A 23,512-nucleotide genomic window follows, 5' to 3' on the forward strand; every position below is an offset into this window, starting at 1 on the left:
GTGTGACGCGCGCAGACGAGCGCCCCGAGCGATCGAGCCTGCTCAGGCGAGCAGCGCCCCCGGCCCGAACATGAGCAGGATGTCGAGGTAGAGCACGGCCGACACCGCGAGCCCCGCGAGATAGAGCGCGGCCTGCACGACCGCGCTGCGTCGCCGACCGAGGAGGAACGCGATCGCGAAGAGCGCCACCGGCACGAGGATCGCGACGATCAGCACGATCCAACCCGTGGCGCTGACCGACGTGCCGAGTGCGGCGGCCACGCCCGCGATGCCCACCAGGTTGCCGACGGCCTCCCAGGCGTCGTAGGCGAAGAAGAGGCCGAACACGATCGCCAGCGTGAGCTCGAGCCAGAACGGCACGCGCCGGGTCGACATCGCGGTCGAGGTCGCGCCGGTCGCGCCCGACCCGGCGGTCGGGTCGGTCGACGCCGTCCCGCCGCTCATGCGGTCACTCCCGCCACGAACGGCACGGGCAGCAGCACGACGGCGCCGACCGCGAGCCAGGTGAACCGGAGCGGCACCCGCCCGCGCGTGAGCGCGAAGGTCACGCCGAACCACAGCGCCGGGGCGAGCACCGCGAGCCACAGCCCGAGCGCGAACATGAACTGCCCGACGGGGTCGGCCGCGGAATTCGTGACGCGGAGTGCGGTGAGGATCCAACCGAGCGTGTAGAGGAGGAATGCGCCGCCGAAGACGCCGAGCAGCACGAGTTCGGCCGAGCCGACCTGCGGTGCCGCGTCGGTCGCGTCGGCGCCGGCCGCCGCGTCGCCGTCGGTGCGAGCGGATGCCGCGGCATCCGCCACCTCATCGTCGCTCGACGAATCGCCGGGCGTCGACGGCTCGCCGACCCGCTTCCACCCCGGCGCGAGCGTCGCGTCGTCATCGCCCTCCCAGCGGAGGGCCTCCTCATCGTCGCCGTCACGGGCCATGCCCTCAGCCTATCGACGGCCGTGCCCGCCGAACGCGTCGACGGGCACGGCCGATGGGCGGCGACTCAGAACACGGGTGTCCCGGCCCGCGTGAGTCGCCAGTTCTCGACGTGGAACTCGGCCGGGTCGATCACGCCCGACTCCGTCGCGTACGAGACGATGGCCTCGCGGATGGCGACCTGCGCGTTGTACACGACCGGCGCCGTCGCGATGTGGGGGAAGCCGCCGCCGCCGGACTGCCGGTAGTTGTTGACCGCGACGAGGAACTGCTGGTCGGATGCCACCGGCGCGCCGTCGTACGACAGGTTCGCGATGCGCGAGCCCACGGGCTGCGAGAGGTCGACGTCGTAGACCACTCCCGAGAACTGGTCGTAGTTGTAGTCGGGGACCGTCGGCGAGCCGGGGTTCGGCCAGGGGGCGTTCGTCCAGCTTGCCGGGTCGACCGGCGCCGCAGGGTCCACCTGCCTGAAGTACTTCGCCGAGTACTCGAGGTAGTCCTTGATCTGCGCGCCCGTGAGCACCGACGCCAACAGGGTGTTGTCGTAGATGTAGAGCCCCGCGACATCCCTGATCGTCACCTGGCCGGCCGGGAACGTCGCCGCGCGGTTGAACGGCGCGGCGATCGAGAGGATCGGCAGCGACGCCTCCGGCGTGCCGGCCACCGCCGCCGCGACCGTCGCCGTCTGGACGGCGTTGACGTAGTCCAGGATCGCGGTGTCCTTCCAGCACGCCTCGGCCGCCGACATCACCTCGGTCGAGGTCGCGACCGGCGTGTTCACGTACGTCACCACCGCGTCATGCTGGGCGCGGACGACGGCCACCAGCGCCGGGTCGTCGACGACGGTCTTCGTGTCGACCGTCATCGCCGAACCGCTCGCGACGCTCCAACTTCCGCCCGAGGACTCGAGTTCGAGGTCGAAGACGCTGACCCGCTGGCCCCAGTTCTTCGGTTCGCTCATGATCACGGGCCGACCGGTCGTCGCGTTGGTGACGATGCGCTGCGGCACGTCCTTGTGCGCGTGCCCGAAGAGGATGACGTCGATGTCGGGCACCTGCTCGGCAACGAGCGCTGCGGCGTTCTCGACGGGGAGCTCATCGCCGTAGGACGACGTTCCAGTGTCACCCGAGTGCGCGCTGACGACGACGATGTCGGCGCCGGCCCGCTTCATCACGGGAACCCAGCGCGCGGCCGCTTCGACGAGGCCCTGCACCTCGATCTTCCCGCTCACGTTGGCCTTGTCCCAGATCACGACGCCGGGGTTCGTGAGCCCGAGGACCCCGACCCGGACGGGCGGTCGCCCCTTCACGGGCATGGTCTTGATCGTGTACGGCTTGAAGGCCGGAACCTTCGTCCCGGCTTTGACCGCGTTCGCGGCCAGCACCGGGGCATCCATCTGGCCGATCCAGTAGTCGAGGAAGTCGAGGCCGTAGTTGAACTCGTGGTTGCCGAGCGCGACGGCGTCGTAGCCGATCGCGTTCATCTGGGCCGCCATCGGGTGCACCGCACCGGATTCGGTCACGGGATCGACGAGGGCGTAGTAGAAGCCGAGCGGCGAGCCCTGGATGGTGTCGCCCGCGTCGAACAGCAGCGTGTGCTCGCGCCCGCGATCCGCGCGGACCTGGTTCACGACGCTCGACACGCGTGCGAGGCCGATCGCGTTGCCGGCGCTGTCGCTGTACGTCGCGTCCTTGTAGTAGTCCCAGTTCACGGCGTTGCTGTGCAGGTCGGAGGTGCCCATGATCGTGATCTTCACCGTGCCGTCGCGCGGCGCGGCTTGGGCTGCCCCGGGCCATCCGGCCGCGGCGAGCACGCTCGCCGCGGATGCGCCGATGAGCAGGTTGCGTCGGCTGACGCCGGATGGCGCGGGCACGACCTCCTCGTCGGGCACGGCGCACGAGCACCAGCGCGGAGTGGGTTCGGGGTCTGAGTGGGTGTGTCGGGTCATGGGATCAGATGTGATCACAACGGGGGCAGCCGGGACAAGGGGTGCGCGGCGATTCGAGCGTGCTCATTCGCGCATGGGGATGGACCGGCGGAGGCCGGTCCATCCCCGTGCGCCGAGTCGGACGAAACGCGGGCCGGATGGCGCCCGATCATCCCGCACGCGGGGCCGACGCGATCGCGATGACCCGGAGTGCTCCGGATGTCGTGTTCATCTTCATTCACCCCCTTCCTCGGGGTCCCATCCACAGCCGTCGCTCGGCGACGTCCGGGAGGTCGATGGGTCCGGTCTCCGACGCGTTCATCCACTGCCGCCGCTCGACGACATCGGGCGTGACGGTCGTCGGGGCGAGTGCGTCGACGGATGAGGAGGACGCCGATGCGGAGGTCCCCATCCAGAGGCGACGCCCGGCGACATCCGTTCGCGACGACTCGCGGAGGGCGAGACGCCGCTCGGCGACGTCGGTGAGGGAACGCTGTTCGACCGAGGTCGAGACCCCGGTTCGCTCACCGGCGCAGCCGGCCAGCGGGGCGATGAGGGTCGCAGCCGCCAACGCGGCGACGACACTGTTCCTGATGCGGGTGTTCGTGTTCATGACCGCAGGTTCCCGCCGCGCGGTATAGCCCCGAGATGCGAGCGGTATACAGCGGGTATACCCCTCGAACCGGGCGATTGACACACCCTGTGGGCGGGCAGACACTTCGGAGATGGGCGTCCGGTTGCTCGGCCCGCTGGAGGTCGACGAAGGTCCGATCAGCCCGAGGGAACGCATCGTCCTCTCGGTGCTGATCCTCCGCGCCGGCGCCATCGTCGGACTCGACGAACTCGCCGACGCGCTCTGGCGCGACGAACCGGCGAGCACGTGGCCGAAGCAGGTGCAGGCGACGATCACGCGGCTGCGTCGCGCGATCGGACCCCGCACGATCGTGACCGCCCCGAGCGGCTATCGGCTCGACCTCGATCCCGACTCGATCGACGTCGTGCGCTTCGAGCGACTGGTGGCCGCGGCACGTCGGCACGCTGGCGACGGCGACCCCGCACGCGCGATCGACGCGTTCGACCGGGCTCTCGCGCTCTGGCGCGGAAGCGCGTACCCGGACCTCGCCGACTGGCCGCCCGGAGCAGCGGAGGCCGAGCGCCTGGCGCTCGTTCGTTCGGACGTGGAGGAGGAACGCGCGACCCAGCGCCTCCGTCTCGGCGACCACCGCGCCGTGGTCCCCGACGCCGAGCGACTGGTGCGCGAGGCCCCCCTGCGCGAGTCGCGATGGGTCCTGCTCGCGACGGCGCTCTACCGGAGCGGTCGCCAGGCCGACGCGTTGAGCGCCATCCGCGCGGCCCGGGAGCGCCTCGCGGACGAACTCGGCATCGACATCGGCGACGAACTCGAGTCGCTCGAGTTCGCGATCCTCCGGCACGACCCGACGCTCGCGCCGCCCGAGGTCACCGAGACGGCGAGCGCGTCGTGCCCCTACCGGGGACTCCAGCCGTTCGGCGTCGACGACGCCGAGGAGTTCTTCGGGCGGGACGAGGACATCGCCGCGGCGCTCGCGCGGCTCGGCAGGTCGCCGTTCCTCGCCGTTGCCGGCGCATCCGGCAGCGGCAAGTCCTCGCTGGTCCGCGCTGGGGTGGTCCCCGCGCTGCAGCGGCGCGGCGAACGGGTCGCGATCCTCACGCCGGAGCACGACCTCGACGTTCACGTGCGCGACGCGGTCGGTGCCGCTTCCCGCGCCGATGTCGTCGTGATCGACCAGTTCGAGGAGGTCTTCCACTCGGGGCGCTCCGACCTCGACGCGACCGTGCGTGCGATCGCCGATGCCCTCGCCGGAGGTGCGAACGTGCTCATCGTGGTCCGGTCGGACTTCCTCGACGACTGCGCCGCGCACCCCGAACTCGCGCGACTCGTGACCGAGGGCATCCACCTCGTCGGGCCGATGGCCGCCGAGTCGCTGAGGGAGGCCATCGAGCAGCCGGCCCGCCGCGCGCGGCTCCGACTCGAGCCCGGACTGGTCGAGGTGATCCTGCGCGACGCCGCGGGCGAGGCGGGCGCACTGCCCCACATGTCGCACGCCCTCGTCGAGACGTGGTTGCGGCGGGAGGGAGGCACGCTGACGGTGGCCGGCTACGAGGCGTCGGGCGGCATCGCCGGAGCGATCGCGCAGTCCGCCGACCAGCTGTACCTCTCGATGGACGCCCACCAGCGGGCGCTCTGCCGGTCGGTGCTGCTGCGCCTGGTCGCCCTCGCCCCCGACGGCAGCCCGGTCCGGCGGCAGGCTCCGGCGAAGGCGCTTCGAGCGGATGCCGCGCGCGACGAGGTGCTCGCGATGCTCGCCGGGTCACGACTCGTCAGCGCCGAGGCCGACTCCGTCGCCGTCGCGCACGAGTCGCTCGCCACGGCGTGGCCACGACTGCACACCTGGCTCGAGGAGGACGCCGAGGGCGCGCGGATCTTCGCGGCGATCACGGCGGCGGCGGAGACGTGGAACGCGGACGGGCGTCCGGACGACGAACTCTACCGTGGCGGCCGCCTGCAGGCCGTGCTCGACTGGCGGGAGGCCGCTCGCCCCGACCTCACCGAGGGCGAGACCGCGTTCATCGACGCGTCGGCCGAGTTCGCGACCTCCGAACTGCGCGAGCTCACGGCGCGCCAGCAGCGCGACGCGAGGCAGAACCGGCGGCTGCGCGCCGCCCTCGCCAGCGCGGCCGTGCTCTTCGTGGTGGCGGCCACGGCAGGCTCGGTCGCCGTCGTCCGAGGCGGCGAAGCCGCTCGCAACGCCGAGAACGCGCGGATCGAGGCGATCACCTCGACCTCCCTCGCCCTGCGGTCCACCGATCCGGACGTCGCGGCGCTGCTCGCCGCCGAGGCCCATCGGCGCTGGCCGGATGATCCTCGCGTGCGCTCCGCGCTGTGGGGGACGATGACGGCAGCGGGCGGACTGCTCGGCACGACCACGATCCCCGACGTCGACGTCGCGTCGTCCGCGATGATCCCCGGCACGCGCCACGCGCTGGTCGTGCGAGATCACGCCGGCTCCGATGACGGATCCCCCGACTGGACCACGGACCTCGTGGTCCTCGACATCGACTCGGGCGAGGTCGTCGGCGACGTGCCGGACCCGGGGCTGATCCCGTTCGACGAGCAGCTGGGGCGCGATGTCCATGTCAGCGGCGACGGACGCGTGGCGGTCGTGCAGAGCGGGGTGCTGCGCGATTCCGACGACCCGGACTCGTGCTGCGCCAACCGGCTCGACTTCTACGACCTCGACACCGGTGCGAAGCTCGCCGGGTCGCAATTGCTCGACTCGCGCACCGGCGCCGAGATCGAGCTCGGAACGGATGGCTCCATCGCCTACCTCGTCAACCCCGTGACGGGCGGCGTGATCGCCGTCGACACCGCGAGCGGGCTCGTCCGCAGCTCGAGCCCGGTCGATCCGGACGAGACCGAGGGCGTGGACGGCATGACCGACGCCATCGCGATCCTCGACGACGGGAACCTGGCGGTCGGGGGCCCGGAGGCGATCACGATCCACGACCACGCCACGCTCCGCGCGATCCGGCGCATCGAGGTGCCGCCCGAGACCTCGGAGAGCGGCCTGCGGCCGGATGGGCGCGGCGGACTCGTGTCGGTGGGCTTCCAGGGGATCGCCCGGGTCGACCTCGCATCGGGTTCGGTCTCGTGGCATCGGCCCGCCGAACGCGTGTACGGCTACGCCGACCTCGACGTCGCCCCGGAGCGCGGAACGATGTACGCGAGCGACTGGAACGGCAACGTCGACGAGTTCTCACTGGCCACGGGCGAGTCCACGGGTCGTGCCTTCACCACCCGGCGCGGCGGTGTCGTCCTCCCGATCGTGACGGAGGGGGGCGGCGAGCTCGTCGCGATCGACCGCTCGCTGCCGGTGTTCCTGCACTGGCGACTCGATGGCGGCGGGCCCGCCTCGAGGCTCGTGGCCCGCGGCCACGTCGCCACCGACGGGCCCGGCGAGACCGGCGCCGCCGTGGTCACCCGCCGGGAACCGAGCCAGGCGACGGGAGAACGGATCCTCTGGGATCTCTCCCGCGACGTCGAACTGGGCGAACGCGCGACCTGGCTCGGTTGGCTCTCGGCGAGCGTGCTCGGAGCGTGGTCGGAGGGCACCGGCCTGACCCTCGTCGACACCGCCACCGGCCGGACCTACGACTCGCAGCTCGACGCGAGCGTGCGATTCGACGAGGACGAGGCGGGAGTGGCCAGTGGTGGCACCGGACCGCTCGCCTTCGCATTCGGTCCGGACTGGATCATCCCGATCGACCCCGGGACCGGCGCCGTCGCGGGACCGACCATCACGCTTCCCACCCGGGCCCGCGGCGAGGGCATCACGTCGATCAGCGAGACCGCGACCGGGGCCGAGATCGTGGTGACCTGGTGGTCGAACACCGAGGATGCCGCGATGACGTCGGTCTTCGACCTCTCCGACGGCGAGGAGGTCCGCCGCGGACTGCTGGGCGACGGCGTCACGGTCGCCACGCCCGACGGCGAGGTCGTGAGCGGGGCCGACGAGCGCCTCGCCCGCAGCCCGATCGGCACGCTCGAGCCCACCTCGACGCTCCCGAAGCCCGGGTCGGTGGGTCGGATGATGCAGGTGAGCGACGACGGCGCGACACTGCTCGTCGCGTCATGGGACCGCACGGTCTGGCTCTACGACCTCGACGGCGGAGTTCGGCTCGGCGATCCGATCGTCGCCGACGCGCCGGACTCGGAAGCCGGATTCCTCGCTGCCGATGGGCGGTCGATGCTCACGAACACGGCGGAGGGCGTGCTGGTGTGGGACCTCGACCCCGCCCATCACGCCGAGGCCGCGTGCGCGCTGGCGGGTCGGGATCTCACCTCCGAGGAGTGGGCGACCTACGTCGGCGACCTCGGCCCGCGCGACGCCGCATGCGGTTTCGGTGGCTGACTCCGGAGACGCCGGATGCCCCGTCCCATGCGGGCCGGGGCATCCGGGAACGTCAGGACGCGCGCGTCAGCGAGCGACCTCGCCGTCCACGTAGTCGTCCTCGCTGACCTGGGTCCACGCGAAGAGCTTGCGCAGCTCGCGGCCCGTGGTCTCGATGGGGTGACCCTCGCCCTTGGCGCGGAGCTCCAGGAACTCCTTGGCGCCGTTGTCCTGGTCGTCGATGAAGCGCTTGGCGAACGCGCCCGACTGGATGTCGGCGAGCACGGCCTGCATGTTCTCCTTGACGTGCGGGTCGATGACGCGCGGGCCCGAGACGTAGTCGCCGTACTCGGCGGTGTCGGAGACCGACCAGCGCTGCTTCGAGATGCCGCCCTCCCACATGAGGTCGACGATGAGCTTGAGCTCGTGGAGCACCTCGAAGTAGGCGATCTCGGGCTGGTAGCCGGCCTCGGTGAGGGTCTCGAAGCCGTACTGCACGAGCTGCGACACGCCGCCGCAGAGCACGGCCTGCTCGCCGAACAGGTCGGTCTCGGTCTCCTCGGTGAAGGTCGTCTTGATGACGCCGGCACGGGTGCCGCCGATCGCCTTGGCGTACGACTTGGCGAGGTCCCAGGCGCTGCCCGAGGCGTCCTGCTCGACCGCGATGATGTCGGGGATGCCGCGGCCCGCGACGAACTCGCGGCGAACCGTGTGCCCGGGCGCCTTCGGCGCGACGAGGATCACGTCGACGCCCTCGGGCGCCTCGATGTAGCCGAAGCGCACGTTGAAGCCGTGGCCGAACACGAGCGTGTCGCCGGTCTTCAGGTTGTCCCTGACCGACTCCGCGTAGATGTGGCGCTGGAACTGGTCGGGCGCGAGGATGACGACGACGTCGGCCCAGGCCGCGGCATCCGCGACGCTCTTGACCTCGAAGCCGGCCTCCTCGGCCTTCTGGGTCGACTTCGACCCCTCCTTGAGGCCGATGACGACCTCGACGCCCGAGTCGCGGAGGTTCTGCGCGTGCGCGTGGCCCTGCGAACCGTAGCCGATGACGGCGACCTTCTTGCCCTGGATGAGCGAGAGGTCGGCGTCCTTGTCGTAGTAGATCTCAGCCATTGCTGTTCTTTCTCCTTGGGTGGGGTTCAGGTGACGGATGCCTCGGCGCGCCGCCGCGGCATCCGCTGGTCAGTTCTTGAAGACGCGCTCGGTGATGGACTTGCCGCCGCGGCCGATGGCGAGGAGGCCCGACTGGGCGATCTCCTTGATGCCGTAGGGCTCGAGGACCTTCAGGAGCGCGGTGGTCTTGCCGGAGTCGCCGGTGACCTCGATCACGAGCGCGTCGGTCGAAACGTCGACGACACGGGCGCGGAAGAGGTTCACGGCCTCGAGCACCTGCGAGCGCGTCGTGTTGTCGACCCGGACCTTGATCAGCAGGTGCTCGCGCCGCACCGACTGCGCGGGGTCGAGCTCGACGATCTTGATCACGTTGACGAGCTTGTTCAGCTGCTTGGTGACCTGCTCGAGCGGCAGGTCCTCGACGTCGACCACGACGGTGATGCGGCTGAGGCCGTCGATCTCGGAGTGGCCGACCGCGAGCGACTCGATGTTGAAGCCGCGGCGGGCGAACAGCCCCGCGACGCGGGTCAGCAGGCCGGGCTTGTCCTCGACGAGGAGGGAGAGCACGTGGGTCGACATGTCAGTCCTCCTCGCTGAAGGCCGGCGCGTGGTCGCGGGCGTACTGGATGTAGCTGTTGGAGACGCCCTGCGGGACCATGGGCCACACCATGGCGTCGGCCGAGACGACGAAGTCGATCACGACCGGCCGGTCGTTCGTCTCGAGCGCGAGCTTGATCGCGTCGTCGACCTCCTCCTCCTTCGTCACGCGGATGCCGAGGGCGCCGTACGCCTCCGCCATCTTGACGAAGTCGGGCACGCGAACGGTGTCGTGCCCCGTGTTCAGGTCGGTGTTGGAGTACCGGCCGTCGTAGAACAGCGTCTGCCACTGGCGGACCATGCCGAGCGAGGAGTTGTTGATGACCGCGACCTTGATCGGGATCTCGTTCAGGGTGCAGGTCGCGAGCTCCTGGTTGGTCATCTGGAAGCAGCCGTCGCCGTCGATCGCCCAGACCGTGCGGTTCGGCTCGGCCACCTTCGCGCCCATGGCCGCCGGGACCGCGTAGCCCATGGTGCCGGCGCCGCCGGAGTTCAGCCACGAGTTCGGCCGCTCGTACTTGATGAACTGCGCGGCCCACATCTGGTGCTGGCCGACGCCCGCGGCGTAGACGCCCTCGGGCCCGGTGAGTTCGCCGATGCGCTGGATCACGTACTGCGGGGCGAGCAGCCCGTCGGAGGTCGGCGAGTAGCCGAGCGGGTACTCGGTGCGGAGCCCGTCGAGCGTCGCCCACCACTCGTCGAGGTCGGGTGCGCCCGCCTTGGTCACCTCGCGGTAGGCGGCGAGCAGGTCGACGAGGACCTCCTTCGCATCGCCCACGATCGGCACGTCGGCAGCGCGGATCTTGCCGATCTCGGCCGGGTCGATGTCGACGTGGACGACCTTGGCCTCGGGCGCGAAGAGCGCGGCCTTGCCGGTCACGCGGTCGTCGAAGCGCGCGCCGAGCACGATGAGCAGGTCGGACTCCTGCAGCGCGAGCACGGCGGGAACGGTGCCGTGCATGCCCGGCATGCCGAGGTGCTGCTGGTGGGAGTCGGGGAACGCGCCGCGCGCCATGAGCGTCGTGACGACGGGAGCGTTCGTCCCCTCGGCGAGCGCGAGGAGCTCATCGGAGGCGCCGGCGCGGATGATGCCGCCGCCGACGTAGAGCACGGGCCGCTTGGCCTCGGCGATCAGCTGCGCCGCGGCCAGCACCTGCTTGCCGTGCGCCTTCGTGATCGGGCGGTAGCCGGGCAGTTCGAGCTTCGGCGGCCAGGAGAATGCGAACGTGGCCTGCTGCGCGTCCTTCGTGATGTCGACGAGCACCGGGCCGGGGCGACCGGTCGACGCGATGTGCGCCGCGGCGGCGATCGTCGCGGGGATCTCCTCCGCACGCTTGACCAGGAACGAGTGCTTCGTGATCGGCATCGTGATGCCGACGATGTCGGCCTCCTGGAAGGCGTCGGTGCCCATGAGGTTCGAGAACACCTGGCCGGTGATCGCGAGCAGCGGCACCGAGTCCATGTGCGCGTCGGCGATCGCGGTGACGAGGTTCGTGGCGCCGGGGCCCGAGGTCGCGATCGCGACGCCGAGCTTGCCGGTCGACGACGCGTACCCTTCGGCGGCGTGGCCCGCACCCTGCTCGTGGCGGACCAGGATGTGCCGCAGGCGGCGGCTGTCGAGCAGCGGGTCGTAGACGGGCAGGATCGCACCGCCGGGCAGTCCGAACACGTCGGTGATGCCGATGAGCTCGAGCGATCGCACGACCGCCTCGGCTCCGGTGAGCATCTCGGGCCCGTTCTGGGACTGCGACAGGGTGGCGGGCGATGGCACGGGGTTGGCTTCCGTGGTCATTCGATTCCTGTTCATGGTGATGGAGTGTTCGGGACAGGCGAGAGCCTCAGCCCGTCGTCGCGCCTTCGGCAGCGGAGCGCACGAGCTTGGAGTACTTCGCGAGGACGCCTCGGGTGTAGCGCGGGGGAAGCGGAGCCCAGCCGTCACGGCGGGCTGCCAGCTCGGACTCGTCGACCAGTAGGTCGATGGAACGAGCCGCGATATCGACCCGAATCAGATCACCATCGCGCACGAAGGCGATCGGACCTGCGTCCACCGCCTCGGGTGCCAGATGGCCGATGCACAGGCCGGTTGTGCCGCCTGAGAATCGACCGTCCGTCAAGAGTAGTACATCTTTTCCGAGCCCAGCGCCCTTGATGGCGGCGGTGATGGCGAGCATCTCGCGCATGCCGGGGCCGCCCTTCGGCCCCTCGTAGCGGATGACGACCACGTCGCCGTGCTTGATCTCGCCCGCGGTCAGCGCGTCCATGGCCGCGCGCTCGCGCTCGAACACCCGCGCCGGACCCTCGAAGGTCGCCGCGTCGAAGCCGGCGGTCTTCACGACCGCTCCCTCGGGCGCGAGCGAGCCGTGCAGGATCGTGAGGCCGCCGGTCTCGTGGATCGGGTCGTCGAGGGTGCGGAGCACCTCGCCGTCGAGCGGCGGGATGTCCATCTCGGCGAGGTTCTCGGCGAGCGTCTTGCCGGTGACGGTGAGCGCGTCGCCGTGCATGAGGCCCGCGTCGAGCAGTGCCTTCATGAGCACGGGGAGCCCGCCGCGGCGGTCGACGTCGTTCATGACGTACTTGCCGAAGGGCTTGAGGTCGCCGATGTGCGGCACCTTCGAGCCGATGCGGTTGAAGTCGTCGAGCGTGAGCTCGACCTCGGCCTCGCGCGCGATGGCGAGCAGGTGCAGGACGATGTTCGTCGAGCCGCCGAGCGCCATGCCGACCGCGATGGCGTTCTCGAACGCCTTCTTGGTGAGGATCTGGCGGGCGGTGATGCCCCGCTCCAGCAGGCCGACGACCGCCTCGCCCGAGCGGTGCGCGTAGTAGTCGCGGCGGCGGTCGGCCGACGCGGGCGACGCCGAACCCGGAAGCGAGAGGCCGAGCGCCTCGGCGACCGAGGCCATCGTGTTCGCGGTGTACATGCCGCCGCACGCGCCCTCGCCGGGCGCGAACGCGCACTCGATGCGCTTGGCGTCCTCTTCGCTCATCTTGCCGGCCTTGACCGCGCCGACCGCCTCGAACGAGTCGATGATCGTGATGTCCTTCTCGGTGCCGTCGGAGAGGCGCACCCAGCCGGGAGCGATCGATCCGGCGTAGAGGAACACCGAGGCGAGGTCAAGTCGCGCGGCCGCCATGAGCATGCCCGGGATCGACTTGTCGCAGCCGGCGAGCAGCACCGAGCCGTCGAGGCGCTCGGCCTGCATGACGACCTCGACCGAGTCGGCGATGACCTCGCGCGAGACGAGCGAGAAGTGCATGCCCTCGTGGCCCATCGAGATGCCGTCGGAGACCGAGACGGTGCCGAACTGCAGCGGGTACCCGCCACCGCCGTGCACGCCCTCCTTCGCGGCCTGCGCGAGGCGGGCGAGCGACAGGTTGCAGGGCGTGATCTCGTTCCACGAGCTCGCAATGCCGATCTGCGGCTTGTCCCAGTCGGCGTCGCCCATCCCGACCGCACGGAGCATGCCCCGGCTGGTGGTGGCTTCGATGCCATCCGTGACGACGCGACTGCGGGGCTTGGGATCGATCTCCGACATGGGTCGAGTCTACGGGCCGTGCGGGAAGCGTTGCGCCGCGTCGGCGGCGCCGGGAGCGGCATCCGTTCGCCGCCGCGTCGAGCGCCGGGCGGATGCCGCGCAGGGCGGCTCAGCGGGCGGCGTCGCGGACGTCGGCGAGCAGCTCCAGAAGCTCGGCGACGTCATCGGGTCCGTTCAGCCGGTAGGCGGCGAGCGACTTGCCCTGGCCGACCTTCACGCCGACGTCCTCGCCGCCGAGGACGGCGAAGGCGTCCTCGTCGGTGACGTCGTCGCCGACGTAGATCACCGCGTCCGCTCCGGCGTGCTGGCGCAGTCGCAGGAGCGCCTCGCCCTTGTCGCTCGCGCGCACCGCGAACTCCAGCACGTTCTTGCCCGACCGGGTCGACAGACCCGGCAGCGCCTGCTCGACCTGGTCGCGCGCGCTGCGCTGGAGGGCCGCACCGGCGGGAGCGCTGAGCTTGCGCGTGTGCAGTGCGATCCCGGCGGGCTTGCGTTCGACCCACGCGCCGTCCGCAGCGGATGCCGCCTGCTCGACGATCTCGATGAGCTGCTCGAGGCGCGTCAGCTCACCCTCCCGCAGGTCGATCGTCACCTCTCCCCCGCTGTCGAGCTGCAGTTCCACGCCGTGCGATCCGCTGAGGAGCGCGGCGACGGGGGGCGACGCGACCTCCTTGAGGCTGTCGAGGGCGCGCCCGGAGACGAGCGCGACCCGGGTGTCCTCGTGCTCCGACATCCGTTCGATCGCATTCCGGGCGCGCGCCGTCGAGCGAGCATCCTCAGGGCGGTCGACGATCGGGGCCAGGGTGCCGTCGAAGTCGAGTGCGACCAGGAGTCGCGGCGCCTCGGCGAGCTTGGCGACGGCACTGCGCAGCCCGTCGGGCACGCCCGGTTCGATCTTCCCCACCCCGGTGAGGGTCTCGAGGAAGGTCGCGGACCAGTTGGCGACGTCGTTCTCCTTCACGCGCTTGCGGAGCACCCGCATCCGTCGGGCCCGCTCGCGCTTCGAGAGCTTCGTCGCCTCGACCATGGCGTCCTTCAGGCCCTCGATGTCATGAGGGTTCACGAGGATCGCCTGACGGAGCTCGTCGGAGGCCCCGGTGAACTCGCTGAGCAGCAGCACGCCGTCGTCGTCGTACCGGCTCGCGACGTACTCCTTGGCGACGAGGTTCATGCCGTCGCGGAGGGCCGTCACGAGCATGACGTCGGCAGCCAGGTACAGGGCGGCCATCTCCTGCCGGGGGTAGCCGTGGTGGAGGTAGGTGATGGCGGGGTGCCCGAGGGTCGAGTAGTCGCCGTTCAGGCGCCCGACCATCAGCTCGATCTCGTCGCGCAGCTGGCGGTAGGTCTCGACCCGCTCTCGCGACGGGCTCGCGACCTGCACCAGGGTGGCGTGCTCGACCGAGAGACGACCGTCGCGCAGCAGCTCGCCGAACGCCTTCATGCGGTGCCGGATGCCCTTGGTGTAGTCGAGCCGGTCGACGCCGAGCATCACGACGTCGGGGTCGCCGAGGCTCCGGCGGATGGCTCGCGCCCGCTCCTGCACCTCGGGCATGCGCGCGAGGTCCTCGAAGGCGGCCGCGTCGATCGAGATCGGGAAGTGGCGCGCGACGACGTGTCGCACCGCGCCGTCCTCGCCCGGGACGTCGATCACGGTGCCGCGCGTCTTGTAGCCGAACAGCCGGCGGACCGCCCGCGAGAAGTTCCCGGCATCCGCCGCCCGCTGGAAGCCGATGACGTCGGCGCCGAGCAGTCCCTCGACGACCTGGCGACGCCACGGCAGCTGCGAGTAGATCCCATAGGCCGGGAACGGGATGTGGTTGAAGAAGCCGATGACGAGGTCGGGTCGGGCCTCGCGGAGCATCCGCGGCACGAGTTGCAGCTGGTAGTCCTGCACCCAGACGACCGCGCCCTCAGCGGCGGCGGCCGCGGCCGCCTCGGCGAACCGGCGGTTGACCGCGATGTACGCCTCCCACCACTCGCGGTGGAAGCTGGGCGGCGCGATGACGTCGTGGTAGAGCGGCCAGAGCGTGTCGTTCGAGAATCCCTCGTAGTACTCCTCGATCTCCTGCGCGGAGAGCGGGACGGGCACGATCGAGATGCCGTCGTGCTCGAACGGGGCGAACTCGCGGTCTGCGACGCCGGCCCAGCCGACCCACGCGCCCTCGTTCGCACGCATGACCGGTTCGAGCGCCGTGACCAGACCGCCCGGCGAGGACTTCCACTGCGTCTCAGCACCTTCGCCGCCGACGTAGTCGACGGGCAGGCGGTTGCTCACCACGACCATGTCGTAGATGGGCTCGATGTCGGGCTCTGTCTCGGAGTCGGTGGCGGGCTTCACGTCGTCGGATCCTCCTGGCGGCTCGCGAATCAGGCTAACAGTCGAAGGTCCCCACCCGATGTTCAGCCGCCGGGGCTAGACTTCGAGCCTCATGATCCGAATCGGTATGAGCACCACTTGCGTGTACCCACTCGAACCCGAGCAGGCCTTCCGCATCGCGAAGGATGCCGGGTTCGACGGCGTGGAGATCATGGTCTCGCAGGAGGCGACGACCCAGGATCCCGTGGCGCTGAACGAGATGTCCGAGCGCTACGGCCTGCCGATCCTCTCGATCCACGCGCCGGTGCTGCTGCTGACTCACTTCGTGTGGGGTCGCGATCCGCGCGTCAAGCTCGCCCGCACGGCCGAGCTCGCCAAGGCGGTCGGGGCGGGCAGCGTGGTGGTGCATCCGCCGTTCCGGTGGCAGGCGAGCTACGCGCTCGAGTTCCTCTCGATCGTCCGCACGCTGTCCGAGGAGCACGGCGTCGAGATCGCGGTCGAGAACATGTTCCCGTGGCGTGCCGCCGGGCGGAACATGAAGGCGTACGCGCCCGGCTGGGACCCGCGTCAGATGGACTGCGACGCGGTGACGCTCGACTTCTCGCACGCCGCGCTCTCGGGCACCGACAGCATGCAGCTCGCGACCGACCTCGGCGAGCGCCTGCGTCACGTGCACCTCTGCGACGGGTCGGGGGCGATCGGCGAGGGCCAGATCTTCGACGAGCACCTGCTGCCCGGCAAGGGCCGTGAGCCCGTGGCCGAGGTGCTCCGCATGCTCGCCGACCGGGGTTGGGACGGCTCGATCGTCGCCGAGGTCAACACGCGCAAGGCGAAGACCGAGGCCGAGCGGCTCGAGATGCTTCGCGAGACCGTCGCCTTCGCGCGCGAGCACACCGCCGTCGAGTCCGCCGTGGCCTCGTCCGAGCCGCAGCACGAGTCGCCGCTGCGGCGCGTGATCGACGCGATCATCCCCGGTCGCCACTCGTAGCGCAGCGCGTTCGTGCTCGGGCCGCGGCATCCGTCTCGGTGGGCCCTGAGCCCGCGATGCGGGCGGCGGCGCCGGGCGCGAGTCGCCGCCGCCGCCCGCATCAGCTCGTGGTCGGCACGAGACGGGGGGCGGTGCGGATGCCTCGACGCCGGCTGAGCACGAGCGCGGTGCCAACCACCCCGACCACGCCGAAGAGCACGAGCGCGCCCGCCGCGGCCCAGACCCCGGAGCCGCCGGCGCCCGAGACGATGAGCTGCATGCCCTGCACCGCCCAGGTCAGCGGCAGGAACGGGCTGATCACCTGGTACGGCCCGCTCACGATCTCGAGGGGGTAGACCCCGCCGGAAGCCGCGAGCTGGAGGACCACGAGCACGAGCGAGACGATCGTGCCGATCCGTCCGAGCCAGGCGCTGAGGAACGCGTGGATCGCCGTGAAGACCACCGCGAGCAGCGCCGAGAACGCGAGCGTCTGCGGCAGCAGCGACCAGTCGACGCCGAGCACCGTGTGCATCAGCGCCACCACGGCGGCCGCCTGCGCGAGCCCGATGAGCGAGCCGCGGAACAGGGTGCGCGCGACGAGCCGGCCGGTCGGCGCGGTCGTCCCGAGCGCCTCGCGCCCGAGCGGCCGGAAGACCAGGAACATCGCCATCGCGCCGAGCCAGAGTCCGATCGGGCCGATGAGCATCGCGACGACCTCGCCGAACGTGGAGATCTCGTTGGCGCGCGTCGCCTCGGTGATGACGGGCTCGGCGACGACGCCCGCCGTCTCCTCCGGATCGAGCCCCTCGAGCGACGAGGTGCCCTCTGCACCTTGCGCGAGGCCGTCGGCGAGTTCGCCCGTGCCGTCGGCGAGCCGGGCCGCTCCGTCGGCGGATGCCGCGGCGCCGTCGCTCAGCTGCGTCAGGCCGCCGGCGATGCCGCTCACGCCCGACGCGAGGCCGTCGGCGCCCTCCCGCAGCGCGGGCGACCCGGCCGCGGCCTGCGACGCGCCGCCCGAGAGCTGCGAGATGCCGGACTGCAGGCCGTCGATGCCGGACCCGGTGCCCGAGACGAGGGCCGCGCCGCCTGCGGCGAGTTCGTCGAACCCGCTCGCGGTGCCGGCACGGAGCGCGTCGCCGCCGGCCCCGAGCTTCGCGAAGCCGTCGGCGGTCCCGGTCCGGAGCTGGTCGCCGCCGGCCACGAGCTGGTCGAACGCCGCGTCGGTGCCGACGACGAGGTCGGCTCCGCCGTCGGCGGCGGCGTGCACGCCCGCGACGTACTGCGCGATCGCCGCCTCGAGCGCGGCGCCGCTCGGGTCGGCGGCGAGCAGCGCGGGCACGGATGCCGCGAGCTGGTCGCCGCCCGTCGCGAGCGCGCCGATGCCGTCGACGTAGTCCGACGTGCCCTGCGACACGCCGTCGCCGGCGGACCCGATCCCGTCGACGTAGGCTGCGATGCCCGCGTCGACGCCCGTTCCCGCGGAGCGCACGCCCGCGACGTACTGCGCGATGCCGTCGTCGATGCCGGACCCGGCCTGCGCGACGCCGCCGACGTACTGCGACACGCCGGAGGTGATGCCGTCGAGGCCGCCCGCCTCGGCGTCGAGGGTGCCGAGCCCGCCCGCGAGCTGCTCGACGCCCGACGTGTACTGGCCGACACCCGACGCGTACGCGGCGGCGCCGTCGGCCGCCTGCGCGGTGCCGTCGGCCGCCGAGCCGATGCCGCCCGCGAGCTGGTCCAGCCCGGTGGCGAGCGAGTCGGCGCCGTCGGCGAGCTGCCCAGCGCCGTCCGCCGCATCGCCGAGGGAGCCGCCGACCTGGACGAGGTTGCCGTAGAGCCCCTCGAGGTACTGGGTCGTGAGCTCGTGACCGAAGGTCGTCGCGATCGCGTCGCCGACCGCGGACCCGATCGTGCCGGCCAGGTAGCTGTGCGCGTCATCGGTGCGGATGTCGAGGGCCGCCGTCGTCGGGGCGTCGCCCGCGAGCGAGGTCACAGAGGCCGAGAAGTCCGCGGGGATCGTGAGCACCGCGTACGCCTCGCCGTCGGCGAGCTCGGCCGCGGCCTCCTCGTCGTTCGAGATCGTCCAGTCGAAGCCGGTGTCGCCGTCGCCCGTGAGCTCGGTGACCAGCAGGCGACCGGCGAGCACCGGCTGCTCCTCGCCGTCGGGCGTCGTCGTGGTGACCATCTCGTCGTTGTTGACGACGATCGCGGGGATCGCGTCCATGCGCTCGTCGGCGCCGCCGATCGCGCCGGCGACGAGGCCGGCGACGGCGAGCGGCACGGCGATCACGGCCGCGAGCAGCGCGGCGCGGCGGCCTCGGCGGCGGGCCGCGGGCGCGACCTGGGCGGGGGCGTCGGTGCGGGTCATCGGAGTGCCTCCATCGGGCGGGTGGCGAGGTCGATCGAGCGGATGCCGCGGGCCTCGAGCGCAGTGCCTGCGGCGTCGAGGTCGGCGTCGGGGTCGGCGGTCGCGATCAGCACGACGCCGCGGGGAACGATGCGATGCAGGGCCGCCCACGCCGCGGCCGACCGGGAGAGCCCGTCGAAGTCGACGACCACGGCCCCGGGGTGCTCGGCGAGCGCCGCCGACACGGTCACGAGCAGGCGATCGAGCGCGTCGAGCGACGCGATCGGGGTGTCGGGGTCGATGGTGCGCGACCGACGCGAGCGCTCGTCGCCGGGTGAGACGCGCGCGTCGCCGACGCGGCGGAGGGCCGCCTCGACCGCCGACCGGGTCGAGTCGAGGCGGTACCACGCGCGGGTCGCGTCCGCTCGGGCGGCGATGAGTTCGCCCGCGCTGCCCGCGGCCGCGGCATCATGCGCCCCGTCGGCGATCGCGACACGGCGCATGACCGTGCCGGCGTCGATCGGGAGCGGTGCGTCGAGGACGGCGAGGCGACCGCCGGCGGGGAGGACGCGCCCGGCGAGCGTCGCGGCGACCAGTCGACGCTCGGCGGGCTCGCCGAGGACGACGAGGGCGCCGCCGCGCGGCACGCTGACCGAGATCGGGCCGATCGGCGCCGCCGGGTCGCCGACGAGGAGGTCCTCGGCGAGCACGTCGGCGTTCCGCGCGGCCGCCCACTCCGACTCCGCGAGGTGGGCGCGCAGGCCCTCGCCCTCGATGTCGACGTCGGGCAGGATCCGGCCGAGCCACTTCGGCAGCCACCACGCCCCACGACCGGCGAGCGCCATGGCGGCGGGCACCAACGTCATCCGCACCAGGAACGCGTCGAAGGCGACGCCCACGGCGAGCGCGAACGCGATGCCCTTGATCACCCCCGTGCCCTCGGGCACGAACGCGAAGAACACGAAGAACATGATCAGCGCCGCCGCCGTGACGACGCGCGCCGCATGCTGGAAGCCGTGCACGATCGAGTTCCGCGCGTCGCGCGTCTTCACGAACTCCTCGCGCATGCCCGAGACGAGGAACACCTCGTAGTCCATGGCGAGGCCGAAGAGCACGGCCATCAGCAGGATCGGCAGGAAGCTCAGGATCGGCCCGGGCTCGATGTGCATGAGGTCGGCGAGCCATCCCCATTGGAAGACCGCGACGGTGAGGCCGATCGCGCCGAACGCCGACAGCAGGAAGCCGAGCGCCGCCTTGATCGGCACGAACAGCGAGCGGAACACGATGAGGAGCAGGATCACCGAGAGGCCCACGACGATGAGCGCGAACGGCACGAGGGCGTCGTTCAGCCGCTGCGAGATGTCGATCGACACCGCCGTGTACCCGGTCACCGCGATCGGCGTTCCGAACTCGTCGACGATGTCGCCTTCCAGGGCGCGGATGTCCTGCACGACCTGCTTGGTCTCGGGATCGGTCGGGCCCGACTCGGGGATCACCTGGATGATCGCGGTGTCGACGGTTTCGTTCGGCAGGCCCTGGCCGACGTAGGCGACGCCGTCGACGTCGGCCAATCGCGCGCCGATCGCGTCGAGGTCGTCGAAGATGTCGGTGGTCTGGGTGATGTCGACCGTGACGATGAGCGGGCCGTTGTAGCCGGGGCCGAACCCCTCGGCGATCATGTCGTACGCCTCGCGCTGGCTCGTGCCCTCCTCGCCCCGCCCGCCGGGGAGGTTGAGGTCGAGGCTCGCCGCCGGAATCGCGGCGGCCCCGAGCAAGCCCACGACGAGCAGCACGAAGACGACGGGTGCCTTCAGCACCGTGTCGACCCAGCGACGGCCCATCGTGCGCGTGCCCGAGTCGTCGGATGCGACGGCGCGCCGGTGAGCCCGGCCGCCGGGCTTCGGGGCGAGTCGACCCTCCGCGAGGCCGAGCAGTGCCGGCAGGAGCGTCGTCGCGCCGAAGACGGCGACGAGCACCGCGAAAGCGGCGCCCACGCCCATGACGCTGAGGAACGGGATGCCGACGACGAGGAGGCCGAGGAGCGCGATGATCACGGTCAGGCCCGCGAACACGACCGCGCCGCCCGCCGTCGCGACGGCCTCGGCCGCGCTCTCCTCGGGGTCCATGCCGCGTGCGAGCTGGGTTCGGTGTCGAGACAGGATGAACAGCGCGTAGTCGATGCCGACGGCGAGGCCGATCATCACGGCGAGCATGGGCGCGGTGCTCGAGACGGTCGCGAACGCCGCGACGACCGAGATGCCGCCGAAGGCGGTGCCGACCCCGACGAGCGCGGTGAGCAGCGGCATCCCCGCCGACAGCAGCGACCCGAACGTGATGAGGAGCACGACGCCGGCGAAGATCACGCCGAACGCCTCGGTGATCGTGAGCCCGAACGTGGTCTCCTGGAAGACCTCGCCGCCGAACGCGACCTCGAGCCCGGCGTCGCGGCCGATGTCGCCGGTCGCGAGGACGGCGTCGATCTGGTCCTCGGTGACATCCGTCACCTGGCCGTCGAACTGCACCTGGATGTACGCGGAGCGCGAGTCGCCGGAGACCTGGTCGCCGGCGTACTCGTCGAATGGGCCGAGCACGCTCGCCACGCCGTCGAGCTCCTCGAGCTGCGACTCCATGTCGTCGATGGCGTCGCGGTACGGGGCGTTCTCGACGGAGTCGCCCTCGGGCGCCTCGACGACGGCCTTCGCCGATGCGCCGGCGGTCTGCGGGAAGACGGCGGCGAGCTGGTCGATCGCGTCCTGGGATTCGGTGCCGGGGATCGCGTACGACTCCTGGAGCTGGCCGCCGAGGGCGATGCCGCCGCCGACGAGACCGCCGAGGGCGATCACCCAGGCGACGATGACGATCCAGGCTCGGCGATAGGCGAAGCGTCCGATTCGGTGGAGGAGGAGGGCCACGGTTCTCTCTCAGTCGCCGGGGGTCGGGGCGGGGGCGAGGATGTCGGCGATGATGCGACGGAGCGCGTCGCGCAGCTCGTCGTCGCTCGGCAGCGTCGACTCGTCGGCGAAGGTCCGGCCGGCGGTGAGCAGGAATGCGGCGCCCCCGAGTGCGATGCCGAACCGCACCTGGTCGTCGACGCTCTCCCGCTCCTCGCAGACGGCCGCCGCGAGGCGGCGGACGGCGACGTTGGCGCGGGCGATGACGGGCAGCTCCGCGAGGCTCTGACCCTGCGTGAGGAACACGTGGATGGCCTCGCGGTGCTCGAGCAGCAGGTCGACCACCCGGTCGACGAGCCCACGGCGGCGGGTCGCCCGCGCGCCGCTGCCTCGGCCGGCGAGGAAGTCCTCGAGCACGTCCTCGAAGCCCTCCACGGCGGGCTCGATCGCCGCCTCGAGCAGCGCTTCCTTCGACGTGAAGTGGTACAGCACGCTCGACTTCGAATAGCCGGCCTCGTCGGCGATGTGCTGCAGCGACGTGCCGGCGAAGCCGACCGTCGAGAACTGCTCGAGGGCGGCATGCTTCAACTCGTCGGCGGCGCGCACGCGCGTCGTCGTCCTCGCATCGGTGGGCATGCGATCGACGCTAATTGACCGATCGGTCAGAGACTGCACGATCGGTCAGACTCGGGGCGTTCTCCCAGTCTGCGCCGCGCGCGTCAACCGGTCGCGCGGGCGCGTTTCGACGCGATAGCGTTGCGGAATGCGCAAGTACCTCTTCAGTGGAGCGGTCCTGAGTTCGCTGTTCGGCGCGGTCGGAGTCATCCGTGCGACGCAGGCAGGGCCTCGCGACTGGAGGCTCGTGCTCATGTGGGTCTCGTGGGCCGCCACGCTCGCCATCGCGATCGGAACGGTCGCCGACGAGCAGAAGCGCCGCGAGCTGGCCGAGTAGCCTCGGCCGCCCCGTACCGTCCGCGTCCGACGGCTCGGCGCCCTCGCGGCGTGTCCGAGCCCGGGGGGTCGCCGCGTGACGGACACTGGACGAAACGCCGTCCGACGTAGTCCGCCACCAGTTCCGACCGAGAGGACACCGATGTTCCGCCGCTGGCGCCGCGCACGGCTCGCCGCACAGGCCGCAGCCCACACCGCACCCGCGCCCTCGCCCCGCGCCACCGCCGCAGACCTCCGCGGCGAGCAGATCTTCGAGCTCGTCAACGCCCGCCTCTCGCGATTCATCGGCCCGGACGGCCAATGGTCCCTCGTCCGCCGCCAGGCGGGCGATTCCGATCGCATCTTCCAAGCGATGCTCACCCACCAGATCGCCGCCGAGGTCACGCGCGCCATCCTCGAGGAACGCGAGCAGGTCGCGGTCGTCGTGCCCGCAGACGAGACGTCGCACGCGCTCAGCTGGACGCCGGCCCCGCTCGTGATGTGGGCCGACCCGGTCGAGGCGAGCGAGACGGATGCCGCGGAGTCCGCGGTCGACGCCGACAACGTCGCCGAGCTGGCGGTCGAGGAGCCCGCGCGCGCCGCGTGACCGCGTGACCGGCGCCGTCGTTCGATGAGGTTCGTGGATTCGTTCGTCGACCGCTCCGAGCGCTACTCGCTCGGCGTCGAGCGGGATTCCGGCACCGCCTACCTCTCGATCCCGGTGTCGAGCAACCTCACCGACTACGAGGAGTACTACGCGTTGGGCGACGAGGAGTACGCGGCCTTCGCCGCCGATCCGAGTCTGGCGTTCGCGTTCGCGGAGGAGTGCCGACGGCGCCTGCACGACGAGCGATTGATCCTCGAGCCGGGCTGGAATCGCGGCACACCCCGGTAGCCCAATCGGAGCGACGCCGAAGCTCACGGTGCGCGGCGGCGGTTGTCGTCGGTTTCGGCGGGTGCAACAGGCTTCGCACCCGCCAATCGTGACGACACCCTCGAATGGCGGGGACCCGCGTCCGGCGGCGACCT

At 71.5% G+C, this 23,512-nt stretch carries 17 protein-coding genes; 5 read left to right on the forward strand and 12 right to left on the reverse strand.

Annotated elements, in window-relative coordinates; genetic code table 11:
• Positions 1 to 42: 42 nt before the first annotated feature.
• The 4 genes from ACSJD1_RS08565 to ACSJD1_RS08580 all read right to left on the reverse strand — a co-directional run bounded on the left by ACSJD1_RS08565 (position 43) and on the right by ACSJD1_RS08580 (position 3,467).
• Positions 43 to 444, reverse strand: a complete 402-nt coding sequence (locus tag ACSJD1_RS08565) for a bacitracin resistance protein (RefSeq protein WP_438854891.1) — start codon at positions 442 to 444, stop codon at positions 43 to 45.
• On the reverse strand, positions 441 to 929 hold the full coding sequence (locus tag ACSJD1_RS08570) for a DNA polymerase III subunit gamma/tau (RefSeq protein WP_438854892.1): 489 nt from the start codon (positions 927 to 929) through the stop codon (positions 441 to 443). Before ACSJD1_RS08570 ends, ACSJD1_RS08565 begins: the two co-directional genes overlap by 4 nt.
• 65 nt (positions 930 to 994) lie before the next feature.
• Positions 995 to 2,875 (reverse strand): bifunctional metallophosphatase/5'-nucleotidase, encoded by a 1,881-nt coding sequence (locus ACSJD1_RS08575; protein ID WP_438854893.1) that lies wholly within the window; start codon positions 2,873 to 2,875, stop codon positions 995 to 997.
• A gap of 217 nt (positions 2,876 to 3,092) precedes the next feature.
• Entirely contained in the window at positions 3,093 to 3,467 is a 375-nt protein-coding gene (locus ACSJD1_RS08580; RefSeq protein WP_438854894.1) for a hypothetical protein, read from the reverse strand.
• Positions 3,468 to 3,579: 112 nt separating this feature from the next.
• Between ACSJD1_RS08580 and ACSJD1_RS08585 the strand changes: the two genes are divergently transcribed.
• Entirely contained in the window at positions 3,580 to 7,806 is a 4,227-nt protein-coding gene (locus ACSJD1_RS08585) for an nSTAND1 domain-containing NTPase (protein ID WP_438854895.1), read from the forward strand.
• Between the two features lie 66 nt (positions 7,807 to 7,872).
• On the opposite strand, the gene ilvC is transcribed toward ACSJD1_RS08585, so the two are convergent.
• From ilvC to ACSJD1_RS08610, 5 genes are all read right to left on the reverse strand, one after another.
• A complete protein-coding gene (gene ilvC / locus ACSJD1_RS08590) occupies positions 7,873 to 8,901 on the reverse strand; it encodes a ketol-acid reductoisomerase (protein WP_438854896.1) in 1,029 nt (342 codons plus the stop codon).
• Positions 8,902 to 8,970: 69 nt separating this feature from the next.
• A complete protein-coding gene (gene ilvN, locus ACSJD1_RS08595) occupies positions 8,971 to 9,480 on the reverse strand; it encodes an acetolactate synthase small subunit (protein ID WP_438854897.1) in 510 nt (169 codons plus the stop codon).
• Between the two features lies 1 nt (position 9,481).
• The gene (locus tag ACSJD1_RS08600; protein WP_438854898.1) at positions 9,482 to 11,290 is read right to left on the reverse strand and encodes an acetolactate synthase large subunit; all 1,809 of its coding nucleotides are present in this window, start codon (positions 11,288 to 11,290) and stop codon (positions 9,482 to 9,484) included.
• A gap of 46 nt (positions 11,291 to 11,336) precedes the next feature.
• On the reverse strand, positions 11,337 to 13,031 hold the full coding sequence (gene ilvD, locus ACSJD1_RS08605) for a dihydroxy-acid dehydratase (protein ID WP_438854899.1): 1,695 nt from the start codon (positions 13,029 to 13,031) through the stop codon (positions 11,337 to 11,339).
• A 109-nt stretch (positions 13,032 to 13,140) separates the two neighbouring features.
• Entirely contained in the window at positions 13,141 to 15,315 is a 2,175-nt protein-coding gene (locus tag ACSJD1_RS08610) for a bifunctional alpha,alpha-trehalose-phosphate synthase (UDP-forming)/trehalose-phosphatase (protein WP_438855044.1), read from the reverse strand.
• A 175-nt stretch (positions 15,316 to 15,490) separates the two neighbouring features.
• Between ACSJD1_RS08610 and ACSJD1_RS08615 the strand changes: the two genes are divergently transcribed.
• Positions 15,491 to 16,336 carry a sugar phosphate isomerase/epimerase family protein gene (locus ACSJD1_RS08615; protein ID WP_438854900.1) on the forward strand — a complete coding sequence of 282 codons (846 nt, stop codon included), beginning with the start codon at positions 15,491 to 15,493 and terminating at the stop codon, positions 16,334 to 16,336.
• A gap of 100 nt (positions 16,337 to 16,436) precedes the next feature.
• Here the strand turns inward: ACSJD1_RS08615 and ACSJD1_RS08620 are convergent, their stop codons facing one another.
• Genes ACSJD1_RS08620 through ACSJD1_RS08630 form a run of 3 tightly spaced genes read right to left on the reverse strand, consistent with a single transcriptional unit; the run spans position 16,437 to position 22,189 of the window.
• Positions 16,437 to 18,683 carry a YhgE/Pip family protein gene (locus tag ACSJD1_RS08620; protein ID WP_438854901.1) on the reverse strand — a complete coding sequence of 749 codons (2,247 nt, stop codon included), beginning with the start codon at positions 18,681 to 18,683 and terminating at the stop codon, positions 16,437 to 16,439.
• Positions 18,680 to 21,574: an MMPL family transporter gene (locus tag ACSJD1_RS08625; RefSeq protein WP_438854902.1), complete on the reverse strand. Its 2,895-nt coding sequence runs from the start codon at positions 21,572 to 21,574 to the stop codon at positions 18,680 to 18,682. Before ACSJD1_RS08625 ends, ACSJD1_RS08620 begins: the two co-directional genes overlap by 4 nt.
• A gap of 9 nt (positions 21,575 to 21,583) precedes the next feature.
• Entirely contained in the window at positions 21,584 to 22,189 is a 606-nt protein-coding gene (locus ACSJD1_RS08630) for a TetR/AcrR family transcriptional regulator (RefSeq protein ID WP_438854903.1), read from the reverse strand.
• A gap of 127 nt (positions 22,190 to 22,316) precedes the next feature.
• Here ACSJD1_RS08630 and ACSJD1_RS08635 point away from each other — a divergent pair, with 127 nt between their 5' ends.
• The 3 genes from ACSJD1_RS08635 (at position 22,317) to ACSJD1_RS08645 (ending at position 23,378) form a co-directional block, all read left to right on the forward strand.
• The gene (locus ACSJD1_RS08635; RefSeq protein WP_155049931.1) at positions 22,317 to 22,505 is read left to right on the forward strand and encodes a hypothetical protein; all 189 of its coding nucleotides are present in this window, start codon (positions 22,317 to 22,319) and stop codon (positions 22,503 to 22,505) included.
• A 141-nt stretch (positions 22,506 to 22,646) separates the two neighbouring features.
• A complete protein-coding gene (locus ACSJD1_RS08640; protein ID WP_438854904.1) occupies positions 22,647 to 23,090 on the forward strand; it encodes a hypothetical protein in 444 nt (147 codons plus the stop codon).
• A gap of 33 nt (positions 23,091 to 23,123) precedes the next feature.
• Complete coding sequence (locus ACSJD1_RS08645; protein WP_438854905.1) at positions 23,124 to 23,378, forward strand: hypothetical protein; 255 nt, start codon at positions 23,124 to 23,126, stop codon at positions 23,376 to 23,378.
• Positions 23,379 to 23,512: the final 134 nt, after the last annotated feature.

The sequence above is a fragment of the Agromyces excoecariae genome (assembly GCF_051715505.1).
In the GTDB taxonomy this organism is placed as follows: domain Bacteria; phylum Actinomycetota; class Actinomycetes; order Actinomycetales; family Microbacteriaceae; genus Agromyces.

What these genes read in the sequence shown, in the direction of transcription:
- ACSJD1_RS08565 (WP_438854891.1), bottom strand. Translation starts at nt 444, where the DNA reads ATGAGCGGCGGGACGGCGTCGACCGACCCGACCGCCGGGTCGGGCGCG.
- ACSJD1_RS08570 (WP_438854892.1), bottom strand. Translation starts at nt 929, where the DNA reads ATGGCCCGTGACGGCGACGATGAGGAGGCCCTCCGCTGGGAGGGCGAT.
- ACSJD1_RS08575 (WP_438854893.1), bottom strand. Translation starts at nt 2,875, where the DNA reads ATGACCCGACACACCCACTCAGACCCCGAACCCACTCCGCGCTGGTGC.
- ACSJD1_RS08580 (WP_438854894.1), bottom strand. Translation starts at nt 3,467, where the DNA reads ATGAACACGAACACCCGCATCAGGAACAGTGTCGTCGCCGCGTTGGCG.
- ACSJD1_RS08585 (WP_438854895.1), top strand. Translation starts at nt 3,580, where the DNA reads ATGGGCGTCCGGTTGCTCGGCCCGCTGGAGGTCGACGAAGGTCCGATC.
- ilvC (WP_438854896.1), bottom strand. Translation starts at nt 8,901, where the DNA reads ATGGCTGAGATCTACTACGACAAGGACGCCGACCTCTCGCTCATCCAG.
- ilvN (WP_438854897.1), bottom strand. Translation starts at nt 9,480, where the DNA reads ATGTCGACCCACGTGCTCTCCCTCCTCGTCGAGGACAAGCCCGGCCTG.
- ACSJD1_RS08600 (WP_438854898.1), bottom strand. Translation starts at nt 11,290, where the DNA reads ATGACCACGGAAGCCAACCCCGTGCCATCGCCCGCCACCCTGTCGCAG.
- ilvD (WP_438854899.1), bottom strand. Translation starts at nt 13,031, where the DNA reads ATGTCGGAGATCGATCCCAAGCCCCGCAGTCGCGTCGTCACGGATGGC.
- ACSJD1_RS08610 (WP_438855044.1), bottom strand. Translation starts at nt 15,315, where the DNA reads ATGGTCGTGGTGAGCAACCGCCTGCCCGTCGACTACGTCGGCGGCGAA.
- ACSJD1_RS08620 (WP_438854901.1), bottom strand. Translation starts at nt 18,683, where the DNA reads ATGACCCGCACCGACGCCCCCGCCCAGGTCGCGCCCGCGGCCCGCCGC.
- ACSJD1_RS08630 (WP_438854903.1), bottom strand. Translation starts at nt 22,189, where the DNA reads ATGCCCACCGATGCGAGGACGACGACGCGCGTGCGCGCCGCCGACGAG.
- ACSJD1_RS08635 (WP_155049931.1), top strand. Translation starts at nt 22,317, where the DNA reads ATGCGCAAGTACCTCTTCAGTGGAGCGGTCCTGAGTTCGCTGTTCGGC.
- ACSJD1_RS08640 (WP_438854904.1), top strand. Translation starts at nt 22,647, where the DNA reads ATGTTCCGCCGCTGGCGCCGCGCACGGCTCGCCGCACAGGCCGCAGCC.